Origin of the sequence: Massilia sp. Root351 (assembly GCF_001425045.1) — a bacterium.
GTDB lineage: Bacteria > Pseudomonadota > Gammaproteobacteria > Burkholderiales > Burkholderiaceae_D > Rugamonas.
This window is the reverse complement of sequence record NZ_LMDJ01000001.1, coordinates 1,038,641-1,053,964: the sequence shown is the minus strand read 5'-3', so window position 1 is coordinate 1,053,964 and position 15,324 is coordinate 1,038,641. Positions and strand designations below refer to the sequence as shown.

9 protein-coding genes are annotated in these 15,324 nt (G+C 64.7%); 2 read left to right on the top strand and 7 right to left on the bottom strand.

Features of this window, described 5'->3' with window-relative positions; translation table 11 throughout:
• Positions 1-26: 26 nt before the first annotated feature.
• The 7 genes from ASD15_RS04630 to ASD15_RS04600 all read right to left on the bottom strand — a co-directional run bounded on the left by ASD15_RS04630 (position 27) and on the right by ASD15_RS04600 (position 8,938).
• Positions 27-2,159 (bottom strand): pseudouridine synthase, encoded by a 2,133-nt coding sequence (locus ASD15_RS04630; RefSeq protein WP_057153522.1) that lies wholly within the window; start codon positions 2,157-2,159, stop codon positions 27-29.
• Positions 2,146-2,865, bottom strand: a complete 720-nt coding sequence (gene scpB / locus ASD15_RS04625) for an SMC-Scp complex subunit ScpB (RefSeq protein ID WP_057153521.1) — start codon at positions 2,863-2,865, stop codon at positions 2,146-2,148. The genes ASD15_RS04630 and scpB overlap by 14 nt, the downstream gene beginning before the upstream one ends.
• Before the next feature lie 162 nt (positions 2,866-3,027).
• A complete protein-coding gene (locus ASD15_RS04620) occupies positions 3,028-4,056 on the bottom strand; it encodes a glucokinase (RefSeq protein ID WP_057153520.1) in 1,029 nt (342 codons plus the stop codon).
• A 211-nt stretch (positions 4,057-4,267) separates the two neighbouring features.
• Positions 4,268-5,236, bottom strand: coding sequence for a VTT domain-containing protein (locus tag ASD15_RS04615; protein WP_057153519.1), 969 nt, complete (start codon positions 5,234-5,236; stop codon positions 4,268-4,270).
• A gap of 12 nt (positions 5,237-5,248) precedes the next feature.
• Positions 5,249-6,940, bottom strand: coding sequence for an ABC transporter ATP-binding protein (locus tag ASD15_RS04610; protein ID WP_057153518.1), 1,692 nt, complete (start codon positions 6,938-6,940; stop codon positions 5,249-5,251).
• A complete protein-coding gene (locus ASD15_RS04605) occupies positions 6,940-7,977 on the bottom strand; it encodes an ABC transporter permease (RefSeq protein ID WP_057153728.1) in 1,038 nt (345 codons plus the stop codon). Before ASD15_RS04605 ends, ASD15_RS04610 begins: the two co-directional genes overlap by 1 nt.
• A gap of 22 nt (positions 7,978-7,999) precedes the next feature.
• Positions 8,000-8,938, bottom strand: a complete 939-nt coding sequence (locus ASD15_RS04600) for an ABC transporter permease (protein ID WP_057153517.1) — start codon at positions 8,936-8,938, stop codon at positions 8,000-8,002.
• 393 nt (positions 8,939-9,331) lie between these two features.
• On the opposite strand from ASD15_RS04600, the gene ASD15_RS04595 reads away from it, so the two are divergent.
• Positions 9,332-12,112 carry a TonB-dependent receptor gene (locus ASD15_RS04595; protein ID WP_229418054.1) on the top strand — a complete coding sequence of 927 codons (2,781 nt, stop codon included), beginning with the start codon at positions 9,332-9,334 and terminating at the stop codon, positions 12,110-12,112.
• Between the two features lie 419 nt (positions 12,113-12,531).
• The gene (locus tag ASD15_RS04590; protein ID WP_057153516.1) at positions 12,532-15,306 is read left to right on the top strand and encodes a TonB-dependent receptor; all 2,775 of its coding nucleotides are present in this window, start codon (positions 12,532-12,534) and stop codon (positions 15,304-15,306) included.
• Positions 15,307-15,324 lie beyond the last annotated feature (18 nt).

The following is a 15,324-nucleotide window of genomic DNA, read 5'->3' as shown; positions in this document are numbered from 1 at the left end:
CCAATGCGGCTCAGCCCGCTATGCGATCAGCCCTTGCGGCGGCGCGGCATGCCGTGGTCGGAGGCGCCGCCGCGCGGCTGCTGGTTGCCGCGGCGCGGGCCGCCGGCATTGCCGAAGCCGAACGTGGTTTGCAGCGGATCCGGCTGGCGCGGGCCTTTCGGCCCCTTGCCGGCGCCGGCGCCCTGGCCGCCCTGGCCACGGCCCAGGCCACCCTGGCCGCCGCCCGCGCCGCCCGGACGGCCGGAGCCGCCTGGGCGGCCCGAACCACCACCCGGACGGCCGAAGCCGCCGCCCTGGCCGGCGCCGAAATAGGCGCCCTGGCCACGGCCCTGGCCGCGCGGTGCTTGCGGGAACGGGTCGGCATTCTTGTTGCTGACGTCCATGCGGTTGCCGTTCGGCTCGCCGTCATCATGTTCGTCGCGGTCGCGGCGCGGCTTCTGGCTGCCGCGCTGACCCTGGGCTGCGCCCTGGCCACGGCCGCCTTGGCCGCCATGCACGCCCTGCGGACGTTTTTGTCCGCCCTGGCCGCCTGGCGCGCCCTGGGCACTGTCGCCCGGCTGCTTTTTCTCCACGCCATACGCGGCCAGCAGGTCGCGCACGGTGTTTTCTTCCATTTCTTCCCAGCGGCCGCGCTTCAGGTCGCTTGGCAGCGTCATCGCGCCGTAGCGGGTACGGATCAGGCGCGACACGGTCAAGCCGATGGCCTCGAACATGCGGCGCACCTCGCGGTTGCGGCCTTCGCTGATGACCACGCGGTACCAGCGGTTGATGCCCTCGCCGCCGCCGTCGGCGATCTTGGAAAAGTTGGCCATGCCGTCTTCCAGCTCGACGCCGGCCAGCAGCTTCTGGCGCATGCCTTCTTCCAGCGTGCCCAGCGTACGCACCGCGTATTCGCGGTCGATGTTGTAGCGCGGATGCATCAGGCGGTTAGCCAGGTCGCCGGAGGTGGTAAACAGCAGCAGGCCTTCGGTGTTGAAGTCCAGGCGGCCGATGGCCAGCCATTTGCCGGCCTTCATGGTCGGCAGGCGGTCAAACACCGATGGACGGCCGTCCGGGTCGTCGTGCGACACGATTTCACCGGCCGGCTTGTGGTAAACCAGCACGCGCGGCGGCTTCTTGCTCACCTTGCGCTGGATCAGCTTGCCGTTGATGCGCACCGCGTCGGTCGGCAGGATGCGCTGGCCGATGTGGGCCGGCTCGCCGTTCACCGACACGCGGCCGGCAACGATCAGGTCTTCCATGTCGCGGCGCGAGCCCAGGCCGGCTTCGGCCAGCACCTTGTGCAGCTTGGGCGCGTCGTCGTCGGCGGTCAGGTCGCGGCGCACGACCTTGGCCGGCGCGCGGCCCTTGCCGTCTTCGCGGTCGAAGGCGTCGGAGGTGGCGTAGGCAAAGGCGGCGTCGGCGTCGCTCAGCTTGGCGCCGGCCTGGCCGGCTTGCGCGCCCTGGCCACCCTGGCCGCGCTGCTTGCCCTTCTTCTTGTTCTTGTTGCGGCCTTCGTTGCGCGGACCGCGCTCGTGGCGCTGGCCTTGCCCCTGGGCGGCGGCGCCCTCGCCTTCAGCGGCACCTGCCTGCGGGGCCGCGGCTGCGGCACCCTCGGCGCCGTCGGCACCGGCTACCACCGGCGCCGGACGGGTCGCTTCGCGCACGGCGCGCAGTTCGCGCATCTGGCGCGGGCCACGCGGGCGGCGCTCGGCCTTGTCGTGCTTGCCTTGGACGGCGTCGGCGGCCGGGGCCTCGCCGGATGCGGCTGGCGCGGCTGGCGCGGCTGGCGCGGCGGCGTCAGCGGAAGCGGCGGCGCCTACAGCGGCAGGCACGTCGGCTTTTGGCTTTTTGGCGCGCGGCGCCTTGGCCGGGGTGGCCTCGCCTGCGGCGGCGGGCGCAGCGGCGGCAGCGCCGGCGTCGGCGCCTTCAGCGGCGGCCTTGACCGGCTTGGCGCGCGGTTTCTTCACGGGCGCGGCGGCGGCGCCGTCGGCAGGCGCGGCGGCGGCATCGCCTGCTGCGGCGTCGGCCTTGGTTTTGCGTTTCGGTTTCGCAGTCTCGCCGGCGGCTTGCGCAGCATTGTCGGCTTCGATCTGGGCTTTAGTGCGGCGCTTAGGCTTGGCAGCCGGGTCGGCGGCGGGTGCGCCGGCGACAGTCTCTGGGGTATCAGTGTTGTTCATTATTCATTTCTTGGTTGGGCTCAGCGTCAACCGTCGTTTCTGGCGCAAGGGCGTGAGCCGGTGCCTCATTGATGGGCGGCGCGGCGTGTTGCGCCGCTTTGTCAAAGTTCTCCTGCAGGGCTGCTTCCAGCGCTTCCATGTCGGGCGCGCCACCTCGCATATCGCTGATTTGCTGCAAAGGCGGCAGCTGGGACAGCGAATTGAGTCCCAAATCATCCAAAAAGTGCTTGGTGGTGCCCAGCAGGGCCGGCCGTCCCAGCACATCGCGGTAGCCGACCACGTCAACCCAACCGCGGTCTTCCAGCATCTTGATCGTCTGCGAGTTCACGGCCACGCCGCGAATTTCCTCGATATCGCCGCGCGTCACCGGCTGGCGGTAGGCGATGATGGCCAGGGTTTCCAGCGTCGCGCGCGAGTATTTCTGCGGCTTTTCCGGGCTCAGGCGGTCGAGATAGTGCTTCATCTCGGGCCGGCTCTGAAAACGCCAGCCGCTGGCCAGGCTCACGACCTCGATGCCACGGCCGTCCCAGTCCAGCCTCAGTTGTTCCAGTATTTCCTTGATCGTCTCGGTGCCCAGGCCGTCATTGCGCGGCCGGCCCTGATCGTCCAGTTCAACAAACAGCTTTTTCAAGCTGTGAATCGACAGAGGCTCATGCGCGCATAGCAAAGCGGTTTCGAGGACTTTTTTCGCCTCAACTGTATTCATAGCTATCTTGTGTTTGCAAATAAATGCAAAGATGTGCGCCCGGGCCTATGCGCGCTGGGCAGGGGCACTACCGATGGGGATGGAGGTGTCAGGTCCAACTGCGGCAATTGTACCTGATAAAACTACGAAACGGATAATTTGTCCAGTCAAGCGGAATAAGAATTACGCCGAGGCAAGCCGCTCGTTCAAAATGGCAGACACCCCAACGAAGGCCGGATACTCGGCCGTGATGACGAAAGTCGGGATGCGCGCCAGGTACTGCCCGAAGCGGCCCTTCTGCTCGTAGCGGGCGCGGAAACCGGAGCGGTCGAAGCGCGCGCCCAGGCGCGGCACGATGCCGCCCCCTATATAGATGCCGCCCTGCGCGCCCAAGGTGACGCCGAGATTGCCGGCCACGGTGCCCAGCATGCAGCAAAACGTTTCCACCGCCTCGTCGCACAGCGCGCATTCGCCGTCCAGCGCGCGGCGCACGATTTCCGGCACTGCCAGCGCTTCGGCCGCCAGGCCGCGATGGTGGCGCAGCGCGCGGTAGATCAGTTCGATGCCCACGCCGGACATCAGGCGCTCGGCCGAGACATGCTCGAACTCGGTCCACGCATACTGCAGGATGGCGACTTCGGTCGGATTGGCCGGCGAGAAGCTGACATGGCCGCCCTCGCTCAGCAGCGCGGTCCAGCCGCCGTCCTTGCCAGGGATCAGCCCGGACACGCCCAGGCCGGTGCCGGCGCCTATCAGCCCCAGCGGCGCGCCGGCTTGCGCCGCGCCGCCGCCCACCTGGCGCTTCTGCTCATCCGACAGGAAGGGCAGCGAGCTGGCCAGGGCCGTGAAGTCATTCACTACCGCCAGCACGTCGAAACCGCAGCCGCTGCGCAGCGCTTCAATGGAAAATTCCCAATGGTGATTGGTCATGCGCACGAAGTCGCCGGTCACCGGGTTGGCGATGGCGATGGCGCCATGGCGGATGCCGCCGCCAGCCGCCGCCACCGCCTCAGCCACACCGGGTAGCGCCAGGTAGGCGCGCAGCGCATCGGCCAGGGACGGATAGTCCGCACAGGCCAGCACGTTGATGTGGGCGACGCTGCCAGCAGCCACTTCCAGCGCAAAACGGGCATTGGTGCCGCCCACGTCCGCCAATAAACGCGGGCCGCCGGGGAAGCCGGAATGTTGAGGGGAGGTAGGCTGGACAGTCATGATGGCGAAAAAATAGTTGAGGCCTTAGCTTAATGGAAATCTCAACTCCCGCGCAAGCCCTCTTTGTAGTTTTGGTACATTTTCAGACGCACTTGGTACAAAAACTAACGCTTCGCAATAAATCAACCGTAGTATGACTACCCCGCCAAAGCAAAAAACCCCGGCCGAAGCCAGGGTTTTTGCGCGTCCGCAGGGGCCGCAGCCCGCCGGTTCAGCCGTGGGACGCGGTGACCGCCGAATCGGCCTCGTCGCGCGGGCGGCGCAGTTCATGCGCGAATGCCGTGTTCCACGCATCCAGCCCGCCATGCAGCGGCCGCGCGTAGCTGTAGCCGCGTGCATGCATCTGCTTGGCCACGTGGGCGGCGGTGACGTCGTTCGGGCAACTGCAGTAGACGATGATGTGGCGGTCCTTGGGCAACGCGGCAATCACGCCCAGCGGATCGCCGTTGACCAGCAGCGCACCCGGCACGGCCGGCTCCAGCATCTGCGCCGTGGCGCTGCGGGCATCGACCATTACCGGGGCGTGGCCGTCCTGCAGCAGCTGCTTGAGCTCGTCGACCGTGATGCGCTCCATCTGCACGGCCTGCTGGAAGCGCTTGCGCTCGACATATTTGTACAGGATGAACAGCACCAGCAAGGCGCCCAGCACGCTTAGCGCGGTGCCGCCCATGGTGGACAGGATGTCCAGCACGTCGTCTATGCTCTGGTGGAAATAGGCGCCGATGCCGATGCCGGTGCCGCACCAGATCAGCCCGCCAGGCACGCTGAAGCCGAGGAAGCGCGGATAGGAGGTGCCCATGGCGCCCGACATCGGCGGCGCGATGGTGTTGAAACCTGGAATGAACTTGGCGACCAGCAGCGACTTCGGTCCCCAGCGGCGGAAATTATCCTCCGTCTGGCTGACGCAGTAATCCGGCGACAGGGAAATGCGGCACAGCAGCTTCAGGATGCGCTTGCCGTAGCGCCGCCCGGCGCGGAACCAGAAGAAATCGCTCACCGAGCAGGCCAGCAGCGCGGCGGCCAGCACCCCGCCCCAGTGCAGTTCGCCGTTCGCGGCCAGCGCGCCGGAGACGATGAGCAGCGGAAACGCGGGGATGGGCAAACCCATCTGTTCGATCAGCACGATCGCGAACACGATGAACACACCGTATTCCTGCAGCAATGAGAGTAAGTTCGCCATGATGCCGCTATCTTATCCGAAATCGTGGCGCGGGATCGCCGCCAGCAGCGAGCGGGTGTAGGGATGCGACGGATTGCGGTACAGCTGGTCCGAGTCGGCCAGCTCCACCACTGCGCCCTGGTGCATCACCATGACCTGGTCGGCAATGTATTTGACCACCGACAGGTCGTGCGAAATGAAGATGTAGGACAGGCCGAACTCGTCCTGCAAGTCCTGCAGCAGGTTCAGCACCTGCGCCTGCACCGACACGTCCAGCGCCGACACCGATTCGTCGCACACCAGGATTTCCGGCTTCATCGTCAGGCAGCGCGCGATGGCGATGCGCTGCCGCTGGCCGCCGGAAAACTCGTGCGGGTAGCGATGGAAGGCGTGCGCCGGCAGGCCCACTTTCTCCAGCAGCTGGCAGGCGTTTTCCACACGCTCGCGTTCGCTGGCGCCGATGTTGTGCAGTTTCATCGGCTCAAGCAGGATCTGCCCCACCGTGTAGCGCGGGTTCAGCGATGCGTATGGATTCTGGAAAATGATCTGGATGCGGCGCTTGTAGGCCATGTATTCCCTGGCCGGCATGGAGATCAGATCCTTGCCTTCGAACATGGCGGTACCGCCGGTGGCCTGGTGCAGGCGCAGCAGGGTCAGCCCGACCGTGGTCTTGCCGGAACCGGATTCGCCCACCACGCCCAGTGTCTTGCCGCGCGCCAGCTTGAACGACACGTCCTTGACGGCCTTGAACTCGCGCTGGCCGAACAAGCCTTCGCGCACGTAGAAACTCTTGCTCAGCTTGTCCACCACCAGCACGTGTTCGTCGTCCGGCGCGGTGCCGCGCGCGCGCTGCTTCAGCGCGACCCCGGCGCCGGCCTTGCCCTCCATGTAGTCATTGATGACCGGCAGGCGCCACGGGCGCGTATCGAGCGACGGGCGGCAGTGCAGCAGCGCCTTGGTGTAGCTGTCCTGCGGGTCGCCGAAAATCTGGCGCGTGGCGCCGGCCTCGCGCACCTCGCCGTGGCGCATCACGATCACCTGGCCGGCAATCTCGCCCACCAGGCCCAGGTCGTGCGTGATGAACAGCACCGACATCTGGCGCTTTCGCTGCAGGCTGGCGATCAGCTCCATGATCTGCTTCTGGATGGTGACGTCCAGCGCGGTGGTGGGCTCGTCGGCGATCAGCAGCTCCGGTTCGCAGGCGATGGCCATGGCGATCATCACGCGCTGCTGCTGCCCGCCCGACATCTGGCTGGGGTAGGCGTCGATCTTCTGCGCCGGGTCGGGAATGCCCACTTCGTCCAGCAGCGCCAGCGTGCGCAGCCGCGCCTGCTTCTTGCCCATGCCCATGTGCTGGCGCAGCACTTCGCCGATCTGGTAGCCCACCGTAAACACCGGGTTCAGCGAGGACATCGGCTCCTGGAAGATCATCGAGATGTCCTTGCCGCACATGCGGCGCCGCTCGGCGACGCTCAGCTTGAGCACGTCCCGGCCGCGGAACAGGATGCTGCCGGCCGGGTCGATCAGCGTGGTGTCCGGCGGCAGCAGCCCCATCACCGCCAGCGAGCTGACCGACTTGCCGCTGCCGGACTCGCCCACCAGCGCCACCGTGCTGTTGCGCGGCACGGCGAAGCTGATGCCCTTCACGGCCTCGAACGTACTGGTCTTGCCGGTGCGGAAGCGGACACGCAGGTCGCGCACTTCGAGCAAATTGGTGTTATCCATCACTTCACTTTCGGGTCGAGGGCGTCGCGCAGCGCGTCGGTGAACAGGGAGAAGGCGGTGACCAGCAAGGCCATCGCGGAGGCGGCCGCCGCCAGCTGCCACCACTTGCCGAGTATCAGTTCGTTCTGCGCCTCGTTCAGCATGGAACCCCAGCTGACCACGCCCACCGGCACACCGAAGCCGAGAAAGCTGAGGATGACTTCGGCTTTGATGAAACCGACCACCAGGATGGACACCTGCACCAGCGCCACATGGCTGACGTTGGGGAAGATGTGCGAGAACATCTTGCGCCAGCTGGAGGCGCCAATGGCGTCGGCCGCCATCACGTACTCGCGCGCCTTGTGCTTGATGTATTCGGCGCGGATCAGGCGGTAGGGGCCGGTCCAGCCGGTCAGGCCGAGGATCAGCACGATGGTCATCACGCCCTTCTGCTGCAGCACGGCGGCCACGGTGAGTATCATCAGGATCGACGGGATGGAGGTGAAGATGCTGTAGAACCAGTTGAAGAAGTCGTCCACCAGGCCGCCATAAAAGCCGGACACGGCGCCGAACAGCGTGCCCAGCGCCACTGCCACCAGCGCCGCCACCAGGCCGACCACGATGGAGGTTTCGCCGCCCTTGATGGTTTTCTTGATGACGTCGTGCCCCCATTTGTCGGCGCCGAAGGGCAGCGAGGGCTGGCGCTCGGGGGGCGCCAGGGCGGCGGCGGGCAGTCCGGCGCGCAGCGCACGCAGATCGTCGGCGAGGGGGTCGAATTCGTTTTGCGGCGGCGCTTGGGTCACGTGCTCCGCACTCGCCCGTCCTGCGGCGCCGGCGGGGTCCGCAGCGCGGGACGATGGGCCTGCCAGGAAGGACGGCGGCGCGTAATTGATTCCCACCTCCTCCTCCCAGTCGGAGACGACCAGCCCGCTGGCCGACAAGGCCAGCAGCAGCATGAAGGCGCCGACCACGGCAAGGGCAACCATGGCCACGCGGTCGGCGCGCAAGCGGCGCCAGGCGAGCGTCCATAATCCGGGCGCGGCGTGGGGATTCTGCATCTGCACTTCTTTGCTCACTTGCCTACCTCAATTGCACGCGCGGATCGACTGCCTGGTACAGCAGGTCGGTCAGCAGGTTGAACACCATGGTGGCGGCGGCCACGTACACGGTAATGGCTTTGATGACGGGGAAATCGCTGCGCTCCACCGCCAGGATCACTTCGCGCCCGATGCCCGGAATGCCGAAGAAGCGCTCCAGCAGAAACGCGCCGATCAGCAACGCCGGCAGGTTGGCCATGACATGGGTGATGATGGGAATGGCGGCGTTGCGCAGCACATGCACCCACATCACGCGTCCCTCGCCCAAACCCTTGGCGCGCGCCGTGCGCACATAGTCCTGGTTGACCTCGTCCAGCACGAAGGTGCGGTACAGCCGCAGCGTGGGCGCGATGGTCACCGCCAGCCCGATCAGGATGGGCAGCGTGGCGTAGCGCAGCAGGTTGCCCCAGAAACTATCGCCCCAGCCCTGCACCGGGAACAGGCCCAAGCGGTAGGCCAAGCCGTACTGGAACACGATGATGTAGACCAGGATGGAGATCGACATGCCGACGGTGCAGGCGATCATCACCGCGCGGTCCAGCAGCGAGCCGCGCACGAAGGCGACCACCAGCGCCAGCGCGATGCCGATCAGCGTTTCCAGGATGGTCAGCGGCACCAGCACCGTCAGCGACGGCCCCAACCGCGTGGTGATGATGCTGGACACGGCTTCGCCGGTGGCCCAGCTCTGGCCGAAGTCGAAGGTGACGATCTGCTTCAGGAAGATGCCGAGCTGGACGTAGTAAGGCTGGTCCACGCCCAGCTGGCGGCGGATATTGGCGATGCTCTCGGCGCTGGACATCTTGCCCGCCAGGATATAGGCCGGATCGCCGCCCACCCAGTTGAACAGGATAAACACCAGCAGTACCACGCCCAGCATGGTGGGCAGCATCTGCCACAGGCGGCGCAGAATATAGGCAAGCATTAATCAGGTATTCCTCAGAGTTATAGGAGCACCCGCTCCCCCACCATCATCCTTACCCCGGCCCGGCGCGCAAGAAAAAGTTATGCTGCATTGCAATATTTCATGATTGAAAAACGGCGTTATCGTACATGTTCAACAGTAGAACGCAGCGCAACATCTTACATATCAGCAAACAAAACGATTGTTGTTTTCTCGCATCACAGGACGCGCTTTTCATTGACAATTCTTAGCCCCCAGTGTTCTGATGCGATCCCTCTCCGAAAACAATATGTGATTTTTGGAGAGAATTGTTGGTGTGCAACTAATCCAGTTAGCAAGCTGTGCCGAAAGCGGCCCGGCTTGGCTACGCCTTTGGATGCCGCCAGACGATACTTTTCTTGGGAGTTGTTTGTAATGATGATGGAAACGGTTTTATCCCGCTCGGTGCGCCTGATCTTCTCGGGCAGCGTGGTGGCGGCGGGCTTGATGGCCCAACAGGCTTTTGCACAAGACGCTAACATCCAGCGCGTGGAAATCACGGGCTCGAGCATCAAACGCGCGACCGCGGAAACCGCGTCGCCGATCCAGGTCCTGACCAGCGACGACATGATGAAGTCCGGCAAGGCCACTGTCGCCGAATACCTGCAGACCCTGTCCGCAGACGGCGCAGGTTCGCTGCCGACCGGCTTCGGTTCCGGCTTCGCCGCTGGCGCCACCGGCATCTCGCTGCGCGGCCTGGGCGCGACCTCCACCCTGGTACTGCTGAACGGCCGCCGCATGGCGCCGTTCGCCCGTGCCGACGACGGCCAGAAGAGCTTCACCGACCTGTCCACCATCCCGATGCAGATCGTCGAGCGCATCGAAGTGCTGAAAGACGGCGCGTCCTCGCTGTACGGCGCCGACGCCATCGCCGGCGTGGTCAACATCATCCTGAAAAAGGACTTCGAAGGCCTGCAGATCAAGGGCGACACCGGCGCATCGCGCTACTCCGACGCCAAGCAGAACAAGGTCTCCGTGACCGCCGGCAAGGGCAACCTGGACGACGACAAGTACAACATCGTCTTCAACGCCGAATACAGCAAGACCGACGGCCTGCAGGCTTCCGACCGCGGCAACCGCGCCTGGATCGGCCACGGCGACATCCGCCCATGGGGCTACGGCATCGGCACCCAGTACGCCGGCGGCTACATCACCAACGGCGCGGCCTCGCCATCGCCTACCGGCGCCCTGCTGAACCCGAAAACGGGCCAGTACGTCTCGCTGCCGGGCTGCAGCCAGTTCTCGACCTCGGCGCCGCAAGACCCGAACGGCGGCTGCCTGTGGCACCAGGACAAGTTCCGCTCGATGAACCCGGAGATCGAATCGATCAATCTGTACTCGCGCGGCACCTTCCAGATCAACGCCGACCACCAGGCCTTCTTCGAAGCGGGCTACTCGGAGCGCGACACGGCCTTCACGCTGACCCCGTCGGCCACCTCGTCGACCGTGGTGTTTCCGGGCGCGAACGGCGGTCCCAACCAGCTGATCAACTACGGCAACACCATCCTGATGGCTGCCAACCACCCGCAGAACCCGTACGGCGTACCGGTGCGCGTGCGCTACTCGGCCTTCGACGTGGGCCCAAGCACCCGCAAGAACACCAACGAGTTCACCCGCTTCGTGGCTGGCCTGAAAGGCACCGTCAAGGGCTGGGACTACGAGACCGGCTTCACCTTCTCGCAGTCCAAGCTGAACCTGGACTGGAGCAACCTGTTCAACATGAAGGCACTGCAGTCGGCGCTGGGCGATCCGAAGTCGCCGCTGTTCCCGTACTACATCGGCGCGCAAGCCGGCAAGAACCCGGCTTCGCTGTACGCTGCCCTGGTGACCAACGCCACCTCCGATTCCAGCACCAAGCTGATGATCGCCGACTTCAAGGCCAGCCGTGAACTGTGGGCTCTGCCAGGCGGCAACATGGGCCTGGCCATCGGCGGCGAACACCGCCGCGAAACGCTGAGCAACCCGTCCCTGTCGGGCACCGCCGACGGCTCCATCAACTCCAGCTACACCGCCGCGTTCGGCAAGAACAACGTGTCGGCCGTCTACGCCGAAGTGCTGGCGCCGGTGCTGAAAACCGTGGAACTGACCGCTGCCCTGCGTTACGACCACTACGACCAGTTCAACTCGACCACCCCGAAAGTGGGCGCGAAATGGACCCCGGCCAAGAACTTCGCGGTACGCGGCACCTACACCGAAGGCTTCCGCGCTCCTAGCGCGGCCGAGTCCAACGTGCTGAGCCAGGCAGTCGGCAGCGCTCCGGTGCGCGACCCGATCCGTTGCCCGGGCGGCACGCCAGCGGCCGGCGCTTCCCTGACCGACTGCTCGATCACCGTCAGCTCGATCAAGGTCGGCAACCCTAAGCTGCAGCCTGAAGAATCCAAGGGCTACACCCTGGGCATGGTATGGGATCCGTTCGAAGGCAACAGCATCGCCATCGACGCGTTCAAGATCAAGCGTTCCAACGAGATCAACCCGGTGTCCTACGCCGAAGCGGCGCAATCGCCAACCGCCGTGCGTAACGACAACAACCTGAAGAACGCCGCCGGCCAGGTGATTCCGAACTCCGGCTCGCTGCTGGTGGTGTCGGGCGCCTACCGCAACTCGAGCTACACCGAAGTGACCGGCGTGGACCTGGATGTCAAGCAGCGCCTGCGCCTGGGCGCCTGGGGCAAGGCCGTCATCGGCCTGAACCTGACCCACATCTCGTCCTGGCTGCGCGCCGAGTCCGACACCGTGCAGTACCAGTTCGCTGGCACCCACGGCAACTGCGACACCTCGAACTGCGCCGGCACGCCGAAGAACAAGGCTACCCTGTCCGCTTCGTGGGACATCGGCGCCTGGAACTTCGCGTCCAACGTGAACTACCGCGACAGCATGAAGAACATCAAATACGAAGGCGACATCTGCGCCTCCAAGTTTGCTGACGGCAGCGCCGCGCCCAACGGCTGCAAGCTGGCTTCGTTCACCACCATGGACCTGTCGACCCGCTACAACTTCAGCAAGAACCTGCAGCTGACCGCGTCGGTGGCCAACGTGTTCGACAAGATCGCTCCGCTGGACCCGCTGACCTACGGCGGCATGAGCTTCAACCCAATGGACGCCTCCGGCGCCATCGGCCGCTACTTCAAAGTCGGCGCGACCTACACCTTCAACTAATGTAACAATCTGAAGGTCGTATCCCCAAAAAGGGCGGTGAGCAATCACCGCCCTTTTTTACGCTTGCTGTGGCCAAAAACTAACAAAACCCCACCGAAGCGTGAAGTTGCCGCCGCGCCATTTTCACACTTCGATTTCGCCCCGTTGCACCGCGTAGGCTGAATTTGCCGCAATTTAGCGTCAAGATCGCTGGCTTTGTAGGCCGGAAAACAACTTTTGGTTATGCCGCCGCTGCCGTGTCCGCCTTGACAGTGCGCGCCGCGCGGTGGTTCCATCGAAGACTTGAGCAAATGCCTAGACGTTTGCTCAACTGGGAACGGGCCGACTTTGCCGAATACGCGGGTAACAAAAAGTCAGTGCAGTCGCTTCGTTTATCAATACACTAGTTGGAGGTTTTTAGCATGATGATGGAAACAGTTATGGCACGTTCCGTGCGCCTGATATTCTCGGGCAGCGTGGTTGCAGCAGGTCTGCTGGCAGCACCGGCGATGGCACAAGATGCCGGCGCGAATGTCCAGCGTGTTGAGATTACCGGTTCGAGCATCAAGCGCGCCACCGCCGAAACCGCCTCGCCGATCCAGCTGATCGGCCGCGAAGAGCTGCTCAAGTCGGGCAAGGCCACCGTGGCCGAATACCTGCAGACGCTGACCGTGGACGGCGCCGGTTCGCTGCCGACCGGTTTCGGCAACGGCTTCGCCGCTGGTTCCACCGCCATCTCGCTGCGCGGCCTGGGCGCGACCTCCACCCTGGTGCTGCTGAACGGCCGCCGCATGGCGCCGTTCGCCCGCGCCGATGACGGCCAGAAGAGCTTCACCGACCTGTCCACCGTGCCGATGCAGATCGTCGAGCGCATCGAGATCCTGAAGGACGGCGCTTCGTCGACCTACGGCGCCGACGCTATCGCCGGCGTGGTCAACATCATCCTGCGCAAGGACTTCGAGGGCCTGCAAGTGAAGGGCGACGTCGGCACGTCGCGCTACAGCGACGCCAAGCAAAACAAGGCTTCGGTCTCGTTCGGCAAGGGCAACCTGGACAACGACAAGTACAACATCGTCCTGAACGCCGAATACAACCAGTCCGACCGCCTGAAAAACAGCGACCGCGCCGACCGCGGCCACATCGGCCACGGCGACCTGCGTCCATACGGCTTCCCGGTCGGCACCCAGTTCGCCAGCGGCTACATCGCCGGCGTAAACAGCGCCCAGCCAAGCCCAACCGGCCTGATCCGCAATCCGGTCACCACCGCCTACACCAGCCTGCCAGGCTGCTCCAGCCTGAGCAAGACGGTCGACCAGACCGGCGCCAACGGCGGCTGCCTGTGGCACAACGACCAGTTCCGCGACATGCAGCCGGAGATTGAATCGGTCAACCTGTACGGCCGCGGCACCTGGCAAGTCAACGACGACATGCAAGCCTATGTCGAAGCCGGCTACTCCAAGCGCGACACCGCGTTCACGATGATCCCGCCGTCGGTGACCCCGACCGTGGCCTTCCCGCCGAACGCCACCAACCCGCTGGGCTTCATCAACTACGGCAACCTGAACATCATGGCCGCCAGCCATCCTCAGAACCCGTACGGCGCACCGGTCCGCATCCGCTACAGCGCCTTCGACGTCGGCCCAAGCACCCGCTCGGCCAACAACGAATTCACCCGCTTCGTGGTGGGTGTGAAGGGCTCGGCCATGGGCTGGGAGTACGACACCGGCTACACCCATTCCGAGTCCAAGCTGCACCTCGACTACAGCAACATGCTGAACATGAAGGTGGTGGCGGCCGCACTGGGCGATCCGAAGTCGCCCTTCTTCCCGTACTACATCGGCGCGCAGGCCAACAAGAACCCCGCTTCGCTGTACGCAGCCATGGTGACCAACGCCACCTCCGATTCGACCACCAAGCTGGACGTGATCGACTTCAAGGCTTCGCGTGAGCTGTGGGCTCTGCCGGGCGGCAACATGGGCCTGGCGATCGGCGCCGAGCACCGCCAGGAAAAACTGTCCAATCCTTCGCTGAAGGGTTCGGAAGACGGTTCCATCAACTCGAGCTACGTGGCCGCCTTCGGCGACACCAAGGTATCGGCTATCTACGCCGAGATCCTGGCCCCGGTGATCAAGAACGTCGAACTGAGCGCCGCCGTGCGTTACGACAAATACGACAACTTCAACTCGACCACGCCGAAAGCCGGCATCAAGTGGACCCCGCTGAAGAGCTTCGCGCTGCGCGGCACCTACACCGAAGGCTTCCGCGCCCCGGGTCCTGCCGAAGGCAGCGCCTCGTCGCAATCGACCGGCACCTCGACCGTGTCCGATCCAATCCGCTGCCCTGGCGGCAAACCAGCAGCAGGCGGCGCCACGTCGACCGACTGCGCCATTCCTGTGGCAGCCGTGAAGGTGGGCGACGCCAACCTGCGTCCTGAAACCTCCAAGGGCATGACCGTGGGCCTGGTGTGGGACGTGCTGGCCGATACCGCCATCACCGTGGACGGCTGGAAGATCAAGCGCTCCGACGAGATCAATCCGCTGCCGTACAACGAAGCTGCCGCCCTGCCGACCGCTATCCGCAACGACAACAACCTGGTCCAGAATGGCGTGGTGATCCCGAACTCGGGCACCCTGGTGCTGACCCAAGCCCCGTACCGCAATTCGAGCTTCACCGAAATCAGCGGCGTGGACCTGGACATCAAGCAGCGCCTGCGCCTGGGTTCCTGGGGCAAGGCGCAAGTCGGCCTGACCTGGACCCACGTGGCATCCTGGAAGCGCCACGAGTCCGCCACCACGGTGTACCAGTTCGCCGGTACCCATGGCAACTGCGACACCTCGAACTGCGCCGGTACGCCTAAGGACAAGATCAACCTGACCGGCACCTGGGACATCGGCGACTGGAACTTCAACGGCATCGTGAACTATCGCGCCAAGATGAAGAACATCCTGTTCGAAGGCAACACCTGCGCCTCCAACCTGGCCAACGGCCAGCCAGGCACCACCAACTGCGAAATCGCTTCGTTCACCACCCTGGACCTGTCGACCCGCTACAACTTCAGCAAGCAGCTGACCCTGTTCGCGTCGATGAACAACGTGCTGGACAAGATTGCGCCGCTGGATCCGCTGACCTATGGCGGCCTGAGCTACAACCCGATGGACGCCACCGGCGCCATCGGCCGCTACGTCAAAGTGGGCGTGAACTACAAGTTCTTCTAATCGCTTAGCTTTTAGCCG

Excerpts from the sequence above, each read along its gene's own strand:
- ASD15_RS04630 (WP_057153522.1), bottom strand. The coding sequence starts at position 2,159 with ATGAACAACACTGATACCCCAGAGACTGTCGCCGGCGCACCCGCCGCC.
- scpB (WP_057153521.1), bottom strand. The coding sequence starts at position 2,865 with ATGAATACAGTTGAGGCGAAAAAAGTCCTCGAAACCGCTTTGCTATGC.
- ASD15_RS04620 (WP_057153520.1), bottom strand. The coding sequence starts at position 4,056 with ATGACTGTCCAGCCTACCTCCCCTCAACATTCCGGCTTCCCCGGCGGC.
- ASD15_RS04615 (WP_057153519.1), bottom strand. The coding sequence starts at position 5,236 with ATGGCGAACTTACTCTCATTGCTGCAGGAATACGGTGTGTTCATCGTG.
- ASD15_RS04610 (WP_057153518.1), bottom strand. The coding sequence starts at position 6,940 with ATGGATAACACCAATTTGCTCGAAGTGCGCGACCTGCGTGTCCGCTTC.
- ASD15_RS04605 (WP_057153728.1), bottom strand. The coding sequence starts at position 7,977 with ATGCAGAATCCCCACGCCGCGCCCGGATTATGGACGCTCGCCTGGCGC.
- ASD15_RS04600 (WP_057153517.1), bottom strand. The coding sequence starts at position 8,938 with ATGCTTGCCTATATTCTGCGCCGCCTGTGGCAGATGCTGCCCACCATG.
- ASD15_RS04595 (WP_229418054.1), top strand. The coding sequence starts at position 9,332 with ATGATGATGGAAACGGTTTTATCCCGCTCGGTGCGCCTGATCTTCTCG.
- ASD15_RS04590 (WP_057153516.1), top strand. The coding sequence starts at position 12,532 with ATGGCACGTTCCGTGCGCCTGATATTCTCGGGCAGCGTGGTTGCAGCA.